Here is a 17,324-nt window from a genome sequence, read left to right as displayed (position 1 = left end):
TCTTATGGTCATTGCTCGCCGACGTGCAAGTGGACGTGCAGGTCTTCGGCGTGGGCGCCGTAGCGGACCCCGCCCATCGGCGCGGCCTCGTCATAATCGCGCCCGACGGCGAGGCGGACGTAGCGGTCGTCCGGGCTGATCCGGTTCGAGGGGTCGAAGCCGACCCAGCCCAGCCCCTCGAGATGCAGCTCGACCCAGGCGTGGGTCGCGGTCTGGTCCTCACGATCGTCGAGCCTGAGGTAGCCCGAGACGTAGCGCGCCGGGATGCCGAAGCGGCGGGCGACGGCGGCCATGACATGGGCGTGGTCCTGGCAGACCCCGGCGCCGCGGGCCAGCGCCTCCTCGGCGGTCGTGGCGGGGTGGGTGTCGTCCACGTCATAGGCGACGGCGTCGGCGACCGCGGCCATCATCCGGTGCGCGAGGCCGAGGCCCACCTGCCCCGCCACCACCGGCGCCACCGCCGCCCCCCCCGCATCGGGCCCGCCGAGGTCCGCGACCAGCCGCGCCACCCCCTCGCCCGGCATGGTCAGCGCCGTCGGGCGGGTGAAGAGCCACAGCGGCGCCAGCGCCCGGTGCGGGCCGAAGACGCCCGCGGTCTCGCGCGTCTCGACCACCCCCTCGGCGGTCACGGCGACCCGGTCGCAGCCCTGCGCCATCGACACCAGCCAGACCTCGTTGCCCAGGTGGTCGCGGAAGGCCACCTGCCGCTCGACCCCCTCGAGGCCGATGCGCCAGTCGATCACCCGCTGCGGCCCGAGGCTGCGGGGTGTGACGCGCAGCCGCATCACCCCGTAGTTCGGCGCCGCCTCGTAGCGATATTCGGTGCGGTGGCGGATCGAGAGCAGCATCGGGTCACTCCGTGAAGCGGTAGTCGCGGGCGATCGCCGCGGCGAGGCGCGCGTTGTCGGCCAGGAAGGCCTGCAGGAACTCGTGCAGCCCCTCCTCGAACACCTCGTCGATGTCGCGCTCGGAGAGCATCCGGTTCAGCGCCTCGGCCTCGGCGTGGCAGGGCTGGCGGGTGCCATAGTCCCGCGCCAGATCGGCCAGCGCGGCCGAGATCTCGGCGTGGCAGAACGCCAGCGAACGCGGCATCCGCCGGTTCAGGATGAGGAAATCGGCGGTGTTGGCGGCCGAGATGTCGGCGTCATAGAGCCATTTGTAGGCCTTGTGCGCCGAGACCGAGCGCAGGATCGAATCCCATTGCGTTTGGTCGAGCGCCGAGCCGACCCAGGCGGTCGAGGGCAGCAGGTGGTAATACTTGACGTTGAGGATGCGCGCCGTGGTGTCGGCGCGTTCCAGATGCAGCCCGAGGCGGATGAACTGATAGCCCGGGGTGCGCAGGATGGTGTTGACCGTCATCCCGCGGATGAGCGCCGTGGCCTGCTTGATGCGGCCCAGCACGGCGGGCAGGTCGGCCTCGCGCACCGGCCGGGCGAGCTCGTCGGCGACCATGCGCCAGGCTTCGTTCACGGCCTCCCACGCGTCGCGGGTCAGGGCGGTGCGGACCATGCGGGCGTTGGTGCGGCCCTGCAGCAGGCAGTTGCGGACGCTCGAGGGGTTCTCGGGCGCGCGCAGCAGGAAGTCGATGGCGGTGTCGGGGTCGGGCTGGTCGTCCAGCGCCCCGTGCGTGGCGGTGAAGGCATCGAGCACGCCGGCGCTTTCGAGGACCGAGCGCCAGTCGGCCTCGGCGGTGCCGCGGGTCAGGGCCATGTGCAGGCCGGCGTCGACCAGCCGGGCCATCGCCTCGCCCCGCTCGATCTGGCGGGCCATCCAGAACAGCCCGTCGGCGGTGCGGCCAAGCAGGATGGTGCGGGAATGGGCGGTCATTGCTGCCCCTCCGTCGCGGTGGGTTGGTCAGGGGTGGGCTGGGTGTCGGGCGGGGTGGAGGGGGTTGGGCGCTGCGACTGCGACTGCCTTTGCCCCTGTGCCTCTCCCTGCGACTGACCTTGGGCCTGTGACTGTCCCTGCGACTGACCCTGCGATTGCCCCTGCCCCTGCCGCATCGGCACGCGGGCACCAAACGCGCCGCGCCCGGTGGTTACGGCCCCCGCCCCGTCGCGCAGCACCCAGGTGTCCTTGGTGCCCCCGCCCTGCGACGAGTTGACGACCAGCGAGCCCTCTTTCAGCGCCACCCGTGTAAGCCCGCCCGGGACGATCCGCACCCCGTCACCGACCAGCGCGAAGGGCCGCAGATCGACGTGGCGCGGCGCCAGCCCCGCCTTGGTCAGCACCGGACAGGTCGAGAGCGCCAGCGTCGGCTGGGCGATATAGTTCGCGGGCCGGGCCTTCAGCTTTTCGGCGAAGGCCTCGCGTTCGGCGCGGCTGGCGGCGGGGCCGACCAGCATCCCGTAGCCGCCCGAACCATGCACCTCCTTCACCACCAGCTCGTCCAGCCGGTCGAGGACATGGGCGAGGTTCTCGGGCTCGGAGCAGCGCAGCGTCGGGATGTTCGACAGGATCGGTTCTTCGCCGGTGTAGAAGCGGATGATCTCGGGCATGTAGGAATAGACCGCCTTGTCGTCGGCCACCCCGGTCCCCGGCGCGTTGGCGATGGTGATGTTGCCGGCGCGGTAGACATCCATGATCCCCGGCACCCCCAGCACGCTGTCGGGGCGGAAGCTCAGCGGGTCGAGGTAGTCGTCGTCGATCCGGCGATAGAGCACGTCGATGCGGCGATAGCCCTCGGTCGTGCGCATGGCGACGTGGCCGTCGACCACCCGCAGGTCGGCGCCCTCGACCAGCTGCACCCCCATCTGGTCGGCGAGGAAGGCGTGCTCGTAATAGGCCGAGTTGTTCACCCCCGGCGTCATCACCGCGACCGCGGGCTGCGCGGGCGCGCGGGCCGGGCGCGCCGCCGACAGCGAGCGGCGCAGGAGCTTGGGATAGTCCTCGATCGGCTCGACCCGGTTCTGCATGAACAGCTCGGGGAAGAGCTGCATCATCGTCTCGCGGTTCTCGAGCATGTAGCTGACCCCCGAGGGGGTGCGGCAGTTGTCCTCGAGCACCTGGAACTCGTTCTCGGCGGTGCGGACGATGTCGGTGCCGACGATGTGGGTGTAGATGCCGCCGGGCGGCGTCATGCCGATCATCTGCGGCAGGAAGGCGTCGTTGGTGGCGATCAGCTCGAGCGGGACGATGCCGGCGCGGATCACCTCCTGCCGGTGATAGATGTCGTGCAGGAACGAGTTGATGGCGCGGACCCGCTGCTCGATCCCGCGGGCGAGCCGCGCCCATTCGGCGGCCGAGAGGATGCGCGGCACGATGTCGAAGGGGATCAGCCGCTCGGTGGCCTGTTCCTCGCCATAGACGGCGAAGGTGATGCCGGTGCGGCGGAACACCTCTTCGGCGTCGGCGGCCTTGCGGGCCATCAGGTCGTCGGGCTGGCTGGCGAGCCAGCGGGAGAACTCGGCATAGGGGGCCCGCACCCCCTGCCCCTCGGTCATTTCGTCGAACGCAGTCATGGTCACCTCTCGGGGACCACTGTGGCGCGGCGCGGGCGGCGGGGGCAAGGACGCGGGCCGCGCGCCCCCTGCCCCGGACAGCGCGCTGCCCAAGGCTTGGGCAGTTGCGCCGGGGCGCCCCCGCGGCTCAGCCGAGCGAGTACCCGGTGCCGCGGACCGTGCGCACCGGGTTGTCGCCGCCATGCGCCATCAGCGCCTTGCGCAGCCGGCCGACGTGGACGTCGATGGTGCGGGTGTCCACGTAGATGTCGCGGCCCCACACCCGGTCGAGCAGCTGCTCGCGGGTCCAGACCCGGCCCGGACGCTCCATCAGCGTCGAGAGCAGCCGGAACTCGGTCGGGCCGAGATGCAGCGTCTTGCCCGAGCGGAAGACGCGATGCTCGCCCGCGTCCAGCAGGATGTCCTGAAAGCTCAGCCGCTCGCCCATCGTGGCGGGGCGGGTGCGGCGCAGCTGGGTGCGCAGCCGGGCCATCAGCTCGACCACCGAATAGGGCTTCACCACGTAGTCGTCGGCCCCGGTCTCGAGGCCGCGCACCCGGTCGCCCTCGTCCGATCGGGCCGAGAGCATGACGATCGGGATGTGGCGGGTGTCGGGGTCGGCCTTGACGCGGCGGCAGATCTCGATGCCCGAGACGTTCGGCAGCATCCAGTCCAGCACCATCAGGTCCGGGTTCTCTTCGGCCACCAGCAGCAGCGCCTCGTCCCCGGTCTCGGCCGAGACGACGCGGAAGCCCTCGGCCTCGAGGTTGTAGGTCAGCACCTCACGCTGGGCGCCCTCATCCTCGACGAGGAGGATGCAGGGTTGCTGAATGCTCATCGGGTCTCCTCCGTGTCATCAGGGCGCGCGCGGGAAAATGCCGGCGCGCGCCGGGTTGGCAGCGGCGGGCGCGGCTCAGCCGGCGCCGGGGGCCGGACGCGGCGCCGGGCCTGCGCCGGGGTCGGCGGCGCGATCGGCCGCCGGGTCGGCTGGCACGGGGGGCCGGGCGACGCTGTCGCTTTTCGGGCGCGCATCCTCGGGCAGCGTGCCCGAGATGAGATACAGCACCTGCTCGGCGATCGAGGTCGCGTGGTCGCCCATGCGCTCGATGTTCTTGGCGATGAAATGCAGGTGCATGCACGAGGTGATGTTGCGCGGATCCTCCATCATGTAGGTGAGGAACTCGCGGAACAGCGCGTTGTACATCTGGTCGACCTCGAGGTCGCGCGCCCGCACGTCGGCGGCCAGCGCCGCGTCGCGGTGGACGTAGCTGTCGAGCGCGTCCTTGAGCATCGTCTCGACCGTCCCCGACATCCGCCGCAGCGCCATGCCGGCGCCGTCGATGGCCGGCAGATGCGACAGCACATGGGTGCGCTTGGCGATGTTCTTGGCGTAGTCGCCCACCCGCTCGAGGCTGCCCGAGATCTTGATGACGGTCAGCACCACCCGCAGGTCGGTGGCGTTCGGGGCGCGCAGCGCGATCACCCGCGCGGCTTCCTCGTTGATCTGCTGCTCGAGCGCGTCGATGGCGCGGTCGCGGCGACGGACCTCTTCGGCCAGCTCGTCGTCGCGGGTCTCGAGCGCGCGGGCGGCCTCGTTGATGGCGGTCTCGACGAGCCCGCCCATCTTGACGACCAGCGCCTGCACGGTCTCGAGGTCGCGGTCAAACGCCGAGGCGATGTGGCGGTCGGTGGTGTTCATGGGGCAGTCCTCCGGTCGCGTGCCTGCGGGTCAGCCGATACGGCCCGAGATGTAGCTTTCCGTCCGCGGGTCCTGCGGGCGGGTGAAGATGTCGTCGGTGTTGCCGTATTCCACGAGGTTGCCGAGGTGGAAGAACGCGGTCTTCTGGCTGACGCGGGCGGCCTGCTGCATCGAGTGGGTGACGATCACCACCGAGAACTCGGACCGCAGCTCGTCGATCAGCTCTTCGACCTGGGCGGTGGCGATGGGGTCGAGCGCCGAACAGGGCTCGTCCATCAGCAGGACCTCGGGCGAGGTCGCCACGGCCCGCGCGATGCAAAGCCGCTGCTGCTGGCCGCCCGAAAGCCCGGTGCCGGTCTCGCCCAGCCGGTCCTTGACCTCGTCCCACAGCGCCGCGCCGCGCAGCGCGCGCTCGACGATCTGGTCAAGCTCGGCCTTGTTGCGGGCCATGCCGTGGATGCGGGGGCCGTAGGCGACGTTGTCGTAGATCGACTTGGGGAACGGGTTCGGCTTCTGGAACACCATGCCCACCCGTGCGCGCAGCTGCACCGGATCGACGCGGCGGTCGTAGATGTCGTCGCCGTCGAGCAGCATCCGCCCCTCGACCCGCGCGATCGGGATGGTGTCGTTCATCCGGTTCAGGCAGCGCAGGAAGGTGGACTTGCCGCAGCCCGACGGGCCGATGAAGGCGGTCACGGTCTTGTCCAGCAGATCGACGTTCACGTCCTTGATGGCGTGCTTGGTCCCGTACCAGACCTGCACGTCGCGGCACTCGAACTTGATCTCCTTCGCGTCGGTGTCCACGGTTCTCTCCGCCAGTCGCATATCGTTCATCTTAGGGATCCCCGTGATCGCTCACCAGCGCCGTTCAAAGCGGCGGCGCAGATAGATGGCCAGAAGGTTCATCGCCAGCAGGAACACCAGCAGCACGATGATGGCGCCCGAGGCGCGCTCGAAAAACGCAGGGTCGGCGCGCTGGGTCCAGTTGTAGACCTGCACCGGCAGGGCCGAGGCGGGCTCGAACAGGCCCTGCGGCGGGGCCGAGGGGTAGTTGGCGACGAACGCCACCATGCCGATCAGCAAGAGCGGCGCGGTCTCGCCCAGCGCCTGCGCCAGCCCGATGATGGTGCCGGTCAGGATGCCCGGCATGGCCAGCGGCACGACGTGGTGAAAGACCGTCTGCATCCGGCTCGCCCCCACGCCCAGCGCGGCGTCGCGGATCGACGGCGGCACCGCCTTGAGCGCGGCGCGGGTCGAGATGATGATCGTCGGCAGCGTCATCAGCGTCAGCACCAGCCCCCCCACGATGGGCGCCGAGCGTGGCAGCCCCACCAGGTTGATGAAGATCGCCAGGCCCAGGATCCCGAACACGATCGAGGGCACCGCCGCGAGGTTGGCGATGTTGACCTCGATCAGGTCCGTCAGGCGGTTCTGGGGGGCGAACTCCTCGAGGTAGATGGAGGCCGCGACCCCGATCGGCAAGGACAGCACCAGCACGATCAGCATCATGTAGAACGACCCCAGGATGGCGATCCCGAGGCCAGCCGCCTCGGCCCGGTTGTCCGAGCTGTCGGTGCCGGTGATGAAGCTGGGGTTGAAGCGGGTTTCCAGCTCGCCGCGCGCCTTCAGCGCCTCGGCGAGATCGAACTGCGCCACCGAGGTGCGGGCGTCGCCGGCCGCGGATTCGCGGCTGACCCGGCCCTTGAACATCCCGTCCACGCGCGAGCTGGTCAGCGCCGGCACCTCGATCACCGAGCCCACCAGCCCCGGATCGGCCAGCACCGCCTGCCGCAGGTCGGCGCGGGCCTGGGCCGAGAAGAACCCGGCCAGGTCCTTGTCCGCGAGGTCGGGGATGGCGATGCCGTTCGTCTCGACGAAGCCGCGCAGCGAGTTCTCGAGCAGCTTGCCGTAGCTCGTGGTCAGCACCTTGCTCATCGCCGCCGGGTCGCGGCTGCCCTGCGGATCGACGACCGAGGCCTCGATGGTCACCGGGATGGTGGCATAGGTCTGCACGAAGGCCGTCGAGCCGTCGCGAATGATGGTGAAGAGCAGGAACACCAGCGCCAGGATCGCCGTGGCGATGGCCGCGACGCCATAGGCGCGGAACCGCCGCTCGGCCGCGTTGCGGCGCTTGGTGCGGGCGTCCTGCACCAAAAGCGACTTGCGGGCGCGCGGCGCGGCGCTGCCGCCCACGGGGCGCGGCGGGGTCGAGGTGACGTCGGTCATTCGTACTGCTCCCGATAGGTGCGCACGATGTAGAGCGCGAAGACGTTGAGCCCGAGGGTCAGGACGAAGAGCGTGAGGCCCAGGGCAAAGGCGACCAGCGTCTCGGGGCTGGCGAAGTCGTTGTCGCCGGTCAGCTGGCCGACGATCTTGACGGTGATGGTGGTCATCGCCTCGAACGGGTTGGGGCTGATGCGCGCCATGGCGCCGGCGCCGAGCACGACGATCATCGTCTCGCCGATGGCGCGGCTGGCGGCCAGCAGCACGGCGCCGACGATCCCCGGCAGCGCCGCGGGCAGCACCACCTGGCGCACGGTCTCGGAGGGCGTCGAGCCCATGGCGAGGCTGCCGTCACGCAGCGACTGCGGCACCGCGTTGATGATGTCGTCCGAGAGCGAGCTGACGAACGGGATCAGCATCATCCCCATCACCAGACCCGCGGTCATCACCGAGGACGCGCTGTTGCCCAGCCCCATCGGCTGCGCCAGCCAGTCGCGGATCAGCGGGCCGACGGTGACGAGCGCGAAGAGGCCGTAGACGATGGTCGGGATGCCGGCCAGCACCTCGATCGCGGGCTTCACCAGCGAGCGCACCCGGGGCGTGGCGTATTCGCTCATGTAGATCGCGGCGAACAGGCCGATCGGCACCGACACCAGCAGCGCGATCAGCGAGATGTAGAGCGTCCCCCACAGAAGCGGCAGCATCCCCAGCTTCGAGCCGCCGCCGAAGGACGGCGTCCACTCGGTCCCGAAGAAGAAGTCCTGCCACGGGTAGAGCTGGAAGAAATGCACCGATTCGAAGACCAGCGAGAGCACGATCCCGATGGTGGTGAAGATGGCGATCATCGAGCAGAGGATCAGCAGGCCGCGCACGACCTGCTCGACCACGTTGCGGGCGCGGAACTGCGGCGTCGTCCGCATCAGCGCGAAGGCCAGCCCGCCCAGCGCCAGCACCAGCGCGAGCCCGGTCAGGATCCGCCCGCCGGTGCGGGTGAAGTCGCCATAGGACTGCGCGGCGCGCAGGATGTGGGGCGTGGTCGAGACGCGCAGCCCGGCGGCGCTCAGCCGGTCGAAGGCGGCGCTGTCCTCGGGGGTGAGGGCGGCGACCTCGGCCGGGGTCAGCACGTCGCGGGCGACGGCGGCGTTGAGCTGGCTGGCCGAGCGGCGCACGTCCTCCATCACCAGCCGGCGGCTGTCGCTGTCCGACATCGCCTCGGCCGGGATGGCGCGGTGCACCACGCGGTCGATGACCAGCGGCTGGGCGATGCCCCAGAGCAGCAGCACCAGAAGCGCCGGGACGGCGGTGAACAGCGCCACGTTCCAGCCATAGTAGGTCGGGCGCGAGTGCAGCGCCCTCGTGTTGCCGTCCACGGCCCGGACCGAGCGAGTGCGGCCGAGGACATAGCCCACGACGGCTAGGGCCAGGACGATGAGGGTGATCCAGAGGGTCGGCATGGTGCCTCGCAACATGGGTGCGCCCGTCGAGCGGCCGGGACGCGGGGAAGCCGGCCCCGCCGGGCGGACGCGGGCCAGCCTCGGAAGGCGGCGCGACGGACGCGGCGGCGGCGGTGCCGGCAGTCTAGCAGATGCGAACGCCCGAGATCACGAGGGCAGACTCGGTCCGGGCGTCCGGGGTGAGGCGGCCCCGGAAGGGACCGCCCGTCGGCATCGGGTGGCGCAGGCCCGGCCCCGCGGGGCCGGGCGCGCGCCGTCCCGGATCAGGGCATGGTGATCGTGGTGCCGTCGGCGACGGTCTTCTGCACGTCGGCCAGCTTGGGATCGGGCACCAGGCCATAGGTCGCCAGGGGGCCGCCGGGGCCGGCGATGGCGTCCGAGACGAAGAACTCGGCATATTCCTTGAGGCCCGGGATGACGCCGATGTGGTCCTTCTTGACGTAGAAGAACAGCGGGCGCGACACCGGGTATTCGCCCGACGCGATGGTGTCGGTCGAGGGGGTCACGCCGTTGATGGTGGCGACCTTCAGCTTGTCGGTGTTGTTCTCGTAGAACGACAGGCCGAACACGCCCACGCCGGTCTTATTGCTGTCGATGCGGGCCAGGGTCTCGGTGTAGTCGCCGTCGATGTCGACCGACTTGCCGTCGGTGCGGACCGCCTTGCAGGCGCCCTCGCCCTTCTTCTCGTCGCCGCCGTTGGCCGCGACCAGCGCCTCGAGCGCGCCGGCTTCCTTGCAGCCCGCGATCAGGACCTTTTCCTCGAACACTTCACGGGTGCCGTGCTTGGTGCCGGGGATGAAGGCCGTGATGTCCTGGTCGGGCAGCGACGGGTTCACGTCCTTCCACTTGGCGGCGGTGTTCGGGACCACCTTGCCGTCCACGACCACGTCCTTGGCCAGCGCCAGGAACACGTCCTTGGGGGTCAGCGCGAAGTCGGCGCCGGCCTTGTCGCTGGCGAAGACGATGCCGTCGTAGCCGAACTGGACTTCGACGATGTTGGTCACGCCGTTGGCCTTGCAGGTCTCGAGCTCGGCCGGCTTGATCGGGCGCGAGCTGTTGGCGACGTCGACGGTGTTCTCGCCCACGCCCTCGCAGAACTGCTTGAGACCGGCCGACGAGCCGCCGCCCTCGACCACGGGGGCCGGGAAGTCGGTGTTTTCGGCGAAGGCCTCGGCGACGATGGTGGCGTAGGGCAGCACGGTGGACGACCCGGCGACCTGGACGTTGTCGCGGGCGGCGGCGGCGGTCGCCGACAGCGCGACGATGGCCAGCGCCGAGGCGGAGAAAGTCAGCTTGTTCATGGCAGGCTCCTGCAGTTGGGTGGCGTGGCCGCCACGCGGCGCGACCTATCGCGGAAGTGCGACGGTTTCGTGACAGTCTCTTGACGGTTTCATGGCGCCGCCGTCGCCAACGCCGGTTGACGCCGCGTCGGAAACCCGCGTTGTCTGGGCCACGCCCGATCCGGGCCGCCCTCACGGAGAATACCGCAGATGCTGACCATCCACGGCGTCACCCGCTCGCGCGCGTCGCGGCTGATCTGGCTGTGCCACGAGCTGGACCTGCCCTTCCGGCAAGAGCCGGTGATCCAGGCCTACCGGCTGGCCGACGCCGACGCGCCCGACGCGCCGTTGAACACCCGCTCGCCCGCGTTCCTTGCGCTGTCGCCCGCGGGGGCGATCCCGGTGATCGAGGATGACGGGCTGGTGCTCTTCGAATCACTGGCGCAGACGCTGTATCTGGCGCGCAAGCATGACGCGAACGGCATCGGCCCGCGCGATCCGGCCGAGGACGCGCTGATGATGCAGTGGTCCTTCTATGCCGCGACCGCCATCGAGCCCGACGCGCTGACGATCCTCTTCCTGCACGCCCGCGGGCAGGAACAGTCGGGCGAGGATGCCGCGATGGTCGCCAACGCCGCCGAGCGGCTGGTACGCCCGCTCAATGTGCTCGAGGCGCATCTGCCCACCCACGGGCACCTCGTCGGCGAGCGGTTCACCGTCGCGGACCTGAACATGGCCGAGGTCATCCGCTACGCGCAGGGCTACGGCACGCTGATGGCGCAGTTCCCGGCCGTCGAGGCGTGGCTGGCCGCCTGCCAGTCCCGCGACGGCTTCCGCCGGATGTGGGAAGCGAGGATGGCCGAGCCGGAATAGCGGCTTGGGGCGCAGGCGGGGGTGCCGATGGAAATATGCACCCGGATATGCAATATTCCGTGCATCCACCCGGAGAGAGCCATGACCCGCCTGCTCACGAACCACATCGCCACGATCACCGAGCTGCGCGAGCCGCACAAGGTGCTCGAACGCTCGGGCGGCAAGCCGGTGGCGATCCTCAAGAACAGCGCCGTGGTCGCCTATCTGGTGCCTGAGGAGGCGACGGTCCCGAACGTGCGCTATGCGACGATGGACGAGGTGATGGAGTCGCTCGAGCGCACCCGCGAGATCGCCCAGCCGGTGCTCGACTATCTCAAGGACAAGTAATGTCCGCCTATCTGCTTCCCTCGGCCGCGATGGTCGAGGCGATCCATGATGCGGTCCTGAACCCGGGCGAGCTGGCCGGCCGGGCCCGCGACAAGTCGCTCGAAGGCGCACTGGCGCGGGTCGAGAGCCGTCTTGCCTACGGCCTCGTCGAGGATGTCGTCGGTCTGGCTGCGGCCTATGCGATGGCCATCGCGCAGGGCGATTGCGTCAACGATGCCAACAAGCGGACGGCGTATCGGGTGCTGATCGTCGTGCTCGACATGAACGGGGCGCCGGTCCCGGTCATGGCCGAAGACATCATCGGCCAACAGATCATCGCGCTGGCGCAGGGCAAGATCGACGACGGCGCGCTCGCCGACTGGCTGCGCGAGCGGACCTGACCCGCCCTGCCCCGGCGGCGCTGCGGGTCGCTGGCGCCCGTCCGGGGTATTTGGGCCAGAAAGCCCCCCCACGCCCGCAAGGGTTGCCCCGCCGCGGCCCGGCGTGGGATAAGCCCGCAAACGACAAGCCGAGCAGCCTTCATGTCCGATGATCTTCTCAGCGGCGCCAGCGCCGCGACCGACAGCTATTCCGCCGCCTCGATCGAGGTGCTGGAAGGGCTGGAACCCGTCCGCAAGCGGCCGGGGATGTACATCGGCGGCACCGACGAACGCGCCCTGCACCACCTGGTCGCGGAAATCCTCGACAACGCCATGGACGAGGCCGTGGCCGGCCACGCCAGCCGCATCGAGGTCGAGCTGCTGGCCGACCACTCGGTCGTCGTGCGCGACAACGGCCGCGGCATCCCGGTCGATCCGCACCCCAAGTTTCCGGGCAAGTCGGCGCTCGAGGTGATCCTCTGCACGCTGCACGCGGGCGGCAAGTTCACCGAAGGCGCCTATCAGACCTCGGGCGGTCTGCACGGCGTCGGCGCTTCGGTCGTCAACGCGCTGTCCGACCGGATGGTGGTCGAGGTCGCCCGCAACCGCGAGCTGTGGCGGCAGAGCTTTTCCCGCGGGATCCCGCAGGGGCCGGTCGAGAAGATCGGCCCGGCCCCGAACCGGCGCGGCACCACCGTCACCTTCCACGCCGACGAGCAGATCTTCGGCCACCACCGGCTCAAGCCCGCGCGCATCATGCGGATGGTCAAGTCCAAGGCCTATCTGCATTCCGGCGTCGAAATCCGCTGGCGGACCGAGATCGACGACGGTGAGACCCCGCGCGAGGCGACCTTCCACTTCCCCGGCGGCCTCTCGGATTACCTCGCCGAGCAGCTGGGCGGCGCCACCACCTATGCCGACCGCCCCTTCGCCGGGCTCGTCGAGTTCCGCGAGCGCTTCGGCGTGCCGGGCAAGGTCGAGTGGGCGATCAACTGGACGCCCTCGCGCGACGGCTTCATCCAGTCCTACTGCAACACCGTGCCGACCCCCGAGGGCGGCACGCATGAGGGCGGGTTCTGGACCGCGATCCTCAAGGGCATCCGCGCCTATGGCGAGCTGACGAAGAACCGCAAGGCCGAGAACATCACCCGCGACGACCTGCTGACCGGCGGCTGCGCGCTGGTCTCGTGCTTCATCGCCGAGCCGGAATTCGTCGGCCAGACCAAGGACCGCCTCGCCACCACCGAGGCCGCAAGGCTGGTCGAGGGCGCGGTGCGCGACCATTTCGACAACTGGCTGGCCGCCGACACCAAGTCCGCCGGCGCGATCCTCGATTTTCTGGTGCTGCGCGCCGAGGAACGCCTGCGCCGCCGGCAGGAGAAGGAGACGGCGCGCAAGTCCGCGACCAAGAAGCTGCGCCTGCCCGGCAAGCTGGTGGACTGCTCGGCCACCGCGCGCGAGGGCACCGAGATCTTCATCGTCGAGGGCGACTCGGCCGGCGGCAGCGCCAAGGCCGCGCGCGACCGGGCGACGCAGGCGCTGCTGCCCCTGCGCGGCAAGGTGCTGAACGTGCTCGGGGCGGCGTCCTCGAAGCTGTCGCAGAACGCGGAATTGAGCGACCTCTGCCAGGCGCTCGGCGTCGGCATGGGGACGCGCTTCAACGTCGACGACCTGCGCTATGACAAGGTCATCATCATGACCGACGCGGACGTGGACGGGGCGCATATCGCCTCGCTTCTGATGACGTTCTTCTTCACCCAGATGCGGCCGCTGATCGACAAGGGGCACCTCTACCTCGCCTGCCCCCCGCTCTACCGGCTGACGCAAGGGGCCGAGCGGGTCTATGTCGCCGACGAGGCCGAGAAGGAGGCGTGGCTTGCCAAGGGCCTTGGCGGCAAGGGCAAGATCGACGTCCAGCGCTTCAAGGGTCTGGGCGAGATGGACGCCAAGGACCTGAAGGACACGACGATGAACCCGGCCTCGCGCAAGCTGATCCGGGTGTCGATCGACGACGAGGACGGCGGCGAGACCGGCGATCTGGTCGAGCGGCTTATGGGCAAGAAGCCCGAGCTGCGGTTCCAATACATCAGCGAGAACGCGCAGTTCGTGGAGGAGCTGGACGTGTGAGGGGGGGACGGTCGGGAGGCGGCTGTTGCCTAAGGCGCGACCTGATATTGGTCGTCTCTGCCACGGCCCGCAGCTGACAGACCTGTTTTCGCTATCTAAGTCCGCAGGGCAAGAACGTTGTCGCGGCAGGCTTCAAGACGACGGGTAGAAGCCGGTCAACCCTCCGTTCCAGGGTGAGGGTTGAATAGCCAGACCGGCCGGAGGGCCTCTTCGGCATCGGCCTTATCTTCGACCGATCGGGAACTGTGCCAAGCGCTGACCCGCATTTGCTGCTCTTCAAGTCCGATGCGAACGATGTTCACGAACTCGATTGCCTCATCCTTCCCGCGTGCCCACCAGCTTGAGTCAGTCTCTTCGACGCCCAAGGTCCTCGCGACCACGGACAAGATATGCCCGATTTCATCCAGCACAGCCGTTATGTCCGCACGACAAACGTCCGGCAGATCCTTGGCGCCGAGCCGCCACGTCCGGTCCGTGTGCGCCAGTCGACTGCTCCTGTGCTTTCGGACGTGTCCGCACAGGCTAGAGAGCCGTGAAGTGACGTCCTCCGACAACCCGGTGTCGGCAACCAGCGCGTGAAGTGAGGCATTTCGGTTGGAACCCTGTCGGGCAGGGTCGGTGAGCTTTGCGATGCCCAGAAACACCAGACTGTCTATCGCCTCCTGCATCAGACCCGTCGTCGGGCCCGACGCTTCGTTGAGAAGCTCGACAACCCCTCTCTGCCCGTAGACAAACTCGTAGAAGGCCCAGTCACTTCGCAACTTGATGAAGTCACTTTGGATGGCGTCGTAGAGCGGCCGGACGCAAAGGTCACTGCAGGGCTCATCCGCATCAAGCGTTGATGCAACCCACCCGGCACGCCCGGTCGTCATCGCCTCACCTTCGGCTGCCCCCTACCGCTGCAACGTCTCCACATACCCCTGCAGCGCCACCAGCCGTGCGGGCGTGGGCACACGCAGGCCGTCGCCCGCGTCGAACATCACCTTCGGGCCGCGGCCGATCTCTTCGCCGAACTGCGGCATCGGGCTGTCGGTCTTGCCCATCGTGTAGCCGTCGATGCGCGCCATCACCCGCAGCCGCGGGAAGGTGCCGCCGTTGCGGCGCGCAAGCTGCGTGAGGTCCGTGGGCCGGGGCGAGAGGCCCGCGGCCGCCGGACCGTCGCCGCGACCTGTCGGGCCGTGGCAGGCGACGCAGTATCGGGCGTAGTCGGCGGCACCTTGCGCGGCCTGAGCGGCGGCGGGGCCGGTGGGGCGCGGGGCCTCGGCCTCGGGCACGCAGCCGGTCAGCAGCAGGGCGGCGCCCATTGCGGCCAGGGTCGGTCTGGCAAACATCATCCTCGGTCCCTCGCTGGTTTTGCCCGCGACTCTGCCCGCCCGGGCCACCCCGCGCAACCCTCGCGCGGCCTCACCCCAGCCGCACGACCCGGTCCATCCGCCCCGCCAGCTCCATGTTGTGGGTGGCGATCAGGGCGCTGAGGCCGGTCTCGCGGACGACCTCCATCAACACCCCGAACACCTGATCCGAGGTGGCGGGGTCGAGGTTGCCGGTCGGCTCGTCCGCCAGAAGCAGCGCCGGCCCGTTGGCGAGCGCGCGGCAGAAGGCCACCCGCTGCGCCTCGCCGCCCGACAGCTCCGCCGGGCGGTGATCGGCGCGGGGGCCAAGGCCGACGCGGCCCAAGAGGCCCGCCGCCCGCGCCCGCGCGGCCGCGTCGGGCACGGCGTTGGCGAGCTGCGGCAGGACGACGTTTTCCAGCGCGGTGAACTCGGGCAGCAGGTGGTGGAACTGATAGACGAAGCCCAGCTCGCGCCGCCGCGCCTCGGTCCTCGCGCGGTCGCCAAGGCCCGTCATGTCGCGCCCGTTCAGCCAGACCCGGCCCGCGTCGGGCGTGTCGAGCAGCCCCGCGATGTGCAGCAGCGTCGATTTCCCCGCCCCCGAGGGCGCGACGAGCGCCACCACCTCGCCGCGCGCCACGCTCAGGTCCAGCCCGCGCAGCACCTCGACGGCGGCGGGCGAGCCGGGGTTGTAGGTCTTGCTGACCCCCTCGAGCCGCAGCACGTCCTCTCGCACGTCACTCATGGCGCAGCGCCTCGACCGGGTTCATCCGGGCCGCGCGGCGGGCCGGAAAGATGGTGACGAGGAACGACAGCACCAGCGACAGACCGACCGCCTTGGCGATGTCGATGCCCCTGAGCTCGGCCGGCAGGCGATAGATGCCGCGCACCGCGGGGTCCCACGCCCCCCCGCCGGTCAGCCAGTTGATGCCCGCCATGATGCCGTCGATGTTGAGCGCGAGGAGAACGCCGAGGATCACCCCCGCGATGGTCCCGATCACCCCGGTGAGGGCGCCGCAGAGGAAGAACACCCGCAGGATTGCCCCCTCGGTCAGCCCCATCGTCCGCAGGATGCCGATGTCGCGGCCCTTGTTTTTCACCAGCATGATCAGACCCGAGGTGATGTTCATGGCCGCGATCAGCACCAGCACCGACAGGATCACGAACATCACGTCATCCTCGATGTCGAGCGCCGAGAGGAACGACCCCGAGGCGTCGCGCCAGGTCCAGACGACGCTGCCCGGCACCGCCTCGGTCAGCGCAGGCGTCAGGCGGTCCACCCGCTCGGGGTCGGAGGCGTAGACCTGGATCTCGTCCACCTCGCCCTCGCGGTTGAAATAGGACTGCGCCTCGGGCAGCGGCATGTAGATGCGGGTGCGGTCGATGTCGTATCGCCCGGCGGTGAAGACATAGACGACCTCATAGGTGGCGATCCGCGGCGTGGTGCCGAACGCCGTCTGCGCCCCTTGCGGCGAGATGAGCTGCAGCCGGTCGCCCACCGAGGCGCCGAGGTCGCGGGCGATGCCCGAGCCGATGGCGATGCCGCGGTCGAAGGCGTCGATGTCGCCCGCCCCCGTCTCGGGATCGGCGACGCGGGGGATGGCCTTGAGGTCCGCGAGCGACAGCCCGTGCACCTCGGCCACGTTCGATCGGTCGCCGACGCTGGCCATCACCTGCCCCTTCACCACCGGGTCGGCGCGGGTGACGCCGGGGATCGCCTCGATCCGCGCCACCGCGTCGGGATAGTCGCTGATGGTGCCGGCGACGGTATAGACCTCGTCGGTCAGGTCATTCACGATCTGGCCGGGCGGCATGTAGACGGTGGTGTGCGCGTTGGCGCCGAGGATCGTGTCCACGAACTCGGTGCGAAAGCCCGAGCGCACGGCGAGGGTGGCGATCAGCGCCATCACCCCCAGCGCGATGCCGATGAGGCTGATCCAGGTCATGGTCGAGACCCCGCCCTCGGCGCGGCGGGCGCGCAGATAGCGCCAGGCGATCAGGAACTCGTAGCGCGAGAACGGAGGGGGGTTCGCCATGCCGGGCGGCCTTTCGTCGGGGTCGCGGCAAACTGGCCGCGGCGGACGGGGTTGGCAAGCCGACATTGGCGTGAGGCGGGGGCGAGGGCGCCGCGCCCCGACACGACAAGGCGCGCGCGCCCCCATGCAGCGCGCGCGCCCGTCGAACCGTCGTGCGCCGAGGCAACCCATGCCT

Annotated in this window: 16 protein-coding genes and 1 pseudogene; 4 read left to right on the top strand and 13 right to left on the bottom strand. The window is 69.8% G+C overall.

The window, feature by feature from the left end; genetic code table 11:
- Positions 1 to 8: 8 nt before the first annotated feature.
- The 9 genes and pseudogenes from HGN31_RS13130 to HGN31_RS13090 all read right to left on the bottom strand — a co-directional run bounded on the left by HGN31_RS13130 (position 9) and on the right by HGN31_RS13090 (position 10,117).
- Positions 9 to 848: a transglutaminase family protein gene (locus tag HGN31_RS13130; protein ID WP_168783482.1), complete on the bottom strand. Its 840-nt coding sequence runs from the start codon at positions 846 to 848 to the stop codon at positions 9 to 11.
- Positions 849 to 852: 4 nt separating this feature from the next.
- Entirely contained in the window at positions 853 to 1,827 is a 975-nt protein-coding gene (locus tag HGN31_RS13125) for an alpha-E domain-containing protein (RefSeq protein ID WP_244961022.1), read from the bottom strand.
- A gap of 227 nt (positions 1,828 to 2,054) precedes the next feature.
- Positions 2,055 to 3,461 (bottom strand): annotated as a pseudogene (locus tag HGN31_RS13120) (circularly permuted type 2 ATP-grasp protein); the annotation flags it as partial.
- 127 nt (positions 3,462 to 3,588) lie between these two features.
- Positions 3,589 to 4,278, bottom strand: a complete 690-nt coding sequence (gene phoB / locus HGN31_RS13115) for a phosphate regulon transcriptional regulator PhoB (RefSeq protein ID WP_036710320.1) — start codon at positions 4,276 to 4,278, stop codon at positions 3,589 to 3,591.
- Between the two features lie 75 nt (positions 4,279 to 4,353).
- Positions 4,354 to 5,139, bottom strand: a complete 786-nt coding sequence (phoU, locus tag HGN31_RS13110) for a phosphate signaling complex protein PhoU (RefSeq protein ID WP_168783480.1) — start codon at positions 5,137 to 5,139, stop codon at positions 4,354 to 4,356.
- Between the two features lie 30 nt (positions 5,140 to 5,169).
- Positions 5,170 to 5,973, bottom strand: coding sequence for a phosphate ABC transporter ATP-binding protein PstB (gene pstB, locus HGN31_RS13105; RefSeq protein ID WP_036702391.1), 804 nt, complete (start codon positions 5,971 to 5,973; stop codon positions 5,170 to 5,172).
- A gap of 21 nt (positions 5,974 to 5,994) precedes the next feature.
- Positions 5,995 to 7,365, bottom strand: a complete 1,371-nt coding sequence (gene pstA, locus HGN31_RS13100) for a phosphate ABC transporter permease PstA (RefSeq protein ID WP_168783479.1) — start codon at positions 7,363 to 7,365, stop codon at positions 5,995 to 5,997.
- Entirely contained in the window at positions 7,362 to 8,816 is a 1,455-nt protein-coding gene (gene pstC / locus HGN31_RS13095; protein ID WP_168783478.1) for a phosphate ABC transporter permease subunit PstC, read from the bottom strand. The genes pstA and pstC overlap by 4 nt, the downstream gene beginning before the upstream one ends.
- A 263-nt stretch (positions 8,817 to 9,079) precedes the next feature.
- On the bottom strand, positions 9,080 to 10,117 hold the full coding sequence (locus tag HGN31_RS13090; RefSeq protein WP_168783477.1) for a PstS family phosphate ABC transporter substrate-binding protein: 1,038 nt from the start codon (positions 10,115 to 10,117) through the stop codon (positions 9,080 to 9,082).
- 189 nt (positions 10,118 to 10,306) lie between these two features.
- Between HGN31_RS13090 and HGN31_RS13085 the strand changes: the two genes are divergently transcribed.
- The 4 genes from HGN31_RS13085 to parE all read left to right on the top strand — a co-directional run bounded on the left by HGN31_RS13085 (position 10,307) and on the right by parE (position 13,782).
- The gene (locus HGN31_RS13085; protein ID WP_168783476.1) at positions 10,307 to 10,969 is read left to right on the top strand and encodes a glutathione S-transferase family protein; all 663 of its coding nucleotides are present in this window, start codon (positions 10,307 to 10,309) and stop codon (positions 10,967 to 10,969) included.
- Between the two features lie 81 nt (positions 10,970 to 11,050).
- Complete coding sequence (locus HGN31_RS13080; protein WP_036702382.1) at positions 11,051 to 11,296, top strand: hypothetical protein; 246 nt, start codon at positions 11,051 to 11,053, stop codon at positions 11,294 to 11,296.
- The gene (locus HGN31_RS13075; RefSeq protein WP_168783475.1) at positions 11,296 to 11,676 is read left to right on the top strand and encodes a type II toxin-antitoxin system death-on-curing family toxin; all 381 of its coding nucleotides are present in this window, start codon (positions 11,296 to 11,298) and stop codon (positions 11,674 to 11,676) included. Before HGN31_RS13080 ends, HGN31_RS13075 begins: the two co-directional genes overlap by 1 nt.
- A 141-nt stretch (positions 11,677 to 11,817) precedes the next feature.
- A complete protein-coding gene (gene parE, locus HGN31_RS13070; RefSeq protein WP_168783474.1) occupies positions 11,818 to 13,782 on the top strand; it encodes a DNA topoisomerase IV subunit B in 1,965 nt (654 codons plus the stop codon).
- Between the two features lie 155 nt (positions 13,783 to 13,937).
- Here parE and HGN31_RS13065 read toward each other — a convergent pair whose 3' ends face one another.
- The 4 genes from HGN31_RS13065 to HGN31_RS13050 all read right to left on the bottom strand — a co-directional run bounded on the left by HGN31_RS13065 (position 13,938) and on the right by HGN31_RS13050 (position 17,149).
- Entirely contained in the window at positions 13,938 to 14,654 is a 717-nt protein-coding gene (locus HGN31_RS13065; RefSeq protein WP_168783473.1) for an AbiU2 domain-containing protein, read from the bottom strand.
- Positions 14,655 to 14,675: 21 nt separating this feature from the next.
- On the bottom strand, positions 14,676 to 15,116 hold the full coding sequence (locus HGN31_RS13060) for a c-type cytochrome (protein ID WP_074825996.1): 441 nt from the start codon (positions 15,114 to 15,116) through the stop codon (positions 14,676 to 14,678).
- 70 nt (positions 15,117 to 15,186) lie between these two features.
- Complete coding sequence (locus HGN31_RS13055) at positions 15,187 to 15,858, bottom strand: ABC transporter ATP-binding protein (protein ID WP_036710335.1); 672 nt, start codon at positions 15,856 to 15,858, stop codon at positions 15,187 to 15,189.
- Positions 15,851 to 17,149, bottom strand: a complete 1,299-nt coding sequence (locus HGN31_RS13050; protein ID WP_168783472.1) for a lipoprotein-releasing ABC transporter permease subunit — start codon at positions 17,147 to 17,149, stop codon at positions 15,851 to 15,853. Before HGN31_RS13050 ends, HGN31_RS13055 begins: the two co-directional genes overlap by 8 nt.
- Positions 17,150 to 17,324: the final 175 nt, after the last annotated feature.

This window comes from Paracoccus sanguinis (assembly GCF_012689545.1).
GTDB lineage: Bacteria > Pseudomonadota > Alphaproteobacteria > Rhodobacterales > Rhodobacteraceae > Paracoccus > Paracoccus panacisoli.
Note: the sequence above shows the minus strand (reverse complement) of the source record. Positions and strands in the feature narration are given on the sequence as shown.

What these genes read in the sequence shown, in the direction of transcription:
- HGN31_RS13130 (WP_168783482.1), bottom strand. Translation starts at nt 848, where the DNA reads ATGCTGCTCTCGATCCGCCACCGCACCGAATATCGCTACGAGGCGGCG.
- HGN31_RS13125 (WP_244961022.1), bottom strand. Translation starts at nt 1,827, where the DNA reads ATGACCGCCCATTCCCGCACCATCCTGCTTGGCCGCACCGCCGACGGG.
- phoB (WP_036710320.1), bottom strand. Translation starts at nt 4,278, where the DNA reads ATGAGCATTCAGCAACCCTGCATCCTCCTCGTCGAGGATGAGGGCGCC.
- phoU (WP_168783480.1), bottom strand. Translation starts at nt 5,139, where the DNA reads ATGAACACCACCGACCGCCACATCGCCTCGGCGTTTGACCGCGACCTC.
- pstB (WP_036702391.1), bottom strand. Translation starts at nt 5,973, where the DNA reads ATGAACGATATGCGACTGGCGGAGAGAACCGTGGACACCGACGCGAAG.
- pstA (WP_168783479.1), bottom strand. Translation starts at nt 7,365, where the DNA reads ATGACCGACGTCACCTCGACCCCGCCGCGCCCCGTGGGCGGCAGCGCC.
- pstC (WP_168783478.1), bottom strand. Translation starts at nt 8,816, where the DNA reads ATGCCGACCCTCTGGATCACCCTCATCGTCCTGGCCCTAGCCGTCGTG.
- HGN31_RS13090 (WP_168783477.1), bottom strand. Translation starts at nt 10,117, where the DNA reads ATGAACAAGCTGACTTTCTCCGCCTCGGCGCTGGCCATCGTCGCGCTG.
- HGN31_RS13085 (WP_168783476.1), top strand. Translation starts at nt 10,307, where the DNA reads ATGCTGACCATCCACGGCGTCACCCGCTCGCGCGCGTCGCGGCTGATC.
- HGN31_RS13080 (WP_036702382.1), top strand. Translation starts at nt 11,051, where the DNA reads ATGACCCGCCTGCTCACGAACCACATCGCCACGATCACCGAGCTGCGC.
- HGN31_RS13075 (WP_168783475.1), top strand. Translation starts at nt 11,296, where the DNA reads ATGTCCGCCTATCTGCTTCCCTCGGCCGCGATGGTCGAGGCGATCCAT.
- parE (WP_168783474.1), top strand. Translation starts at nt 11,818, where the DNA reads ATGTCCGATGATCTTCTCAGCGGCGCCAGCGCCGCGACCGACAGCTAT.
- HGN31_RS13065 (WP_168783473.1), bottom strand. Translation starts at nt 14,654, where the DNA reads ATGACGACCGGGCGTGCCGGGTGGGTTGCATCAACGCTTGATGCGGAT.
- HGN31_RS13060 (WP_074825996.1), bottom strand. Translation starts at nt 15,116, where the DNA reads ATGATGTTTGCCAGACCGACCCTGGCCGCAATGGGCGCCGCCCTGCTG.
- HGN31_RS13055 (WP_036710335.1), bottom strand. Translation starts at nt 15,858, where the DNA reads ATGAGTGACGTGCGAGAGGACGTGCTGCGGCTCGAGGGGGTCAGCAAG.
- HGN31_RS13050 (WP_168783472.1), bottom strand. Translation starts at nt 17,149, where the DNA reads ATGGCGAACCCCCCTCCGTTCTCGCGCTACGAGTTCCTGATCGCCTGG.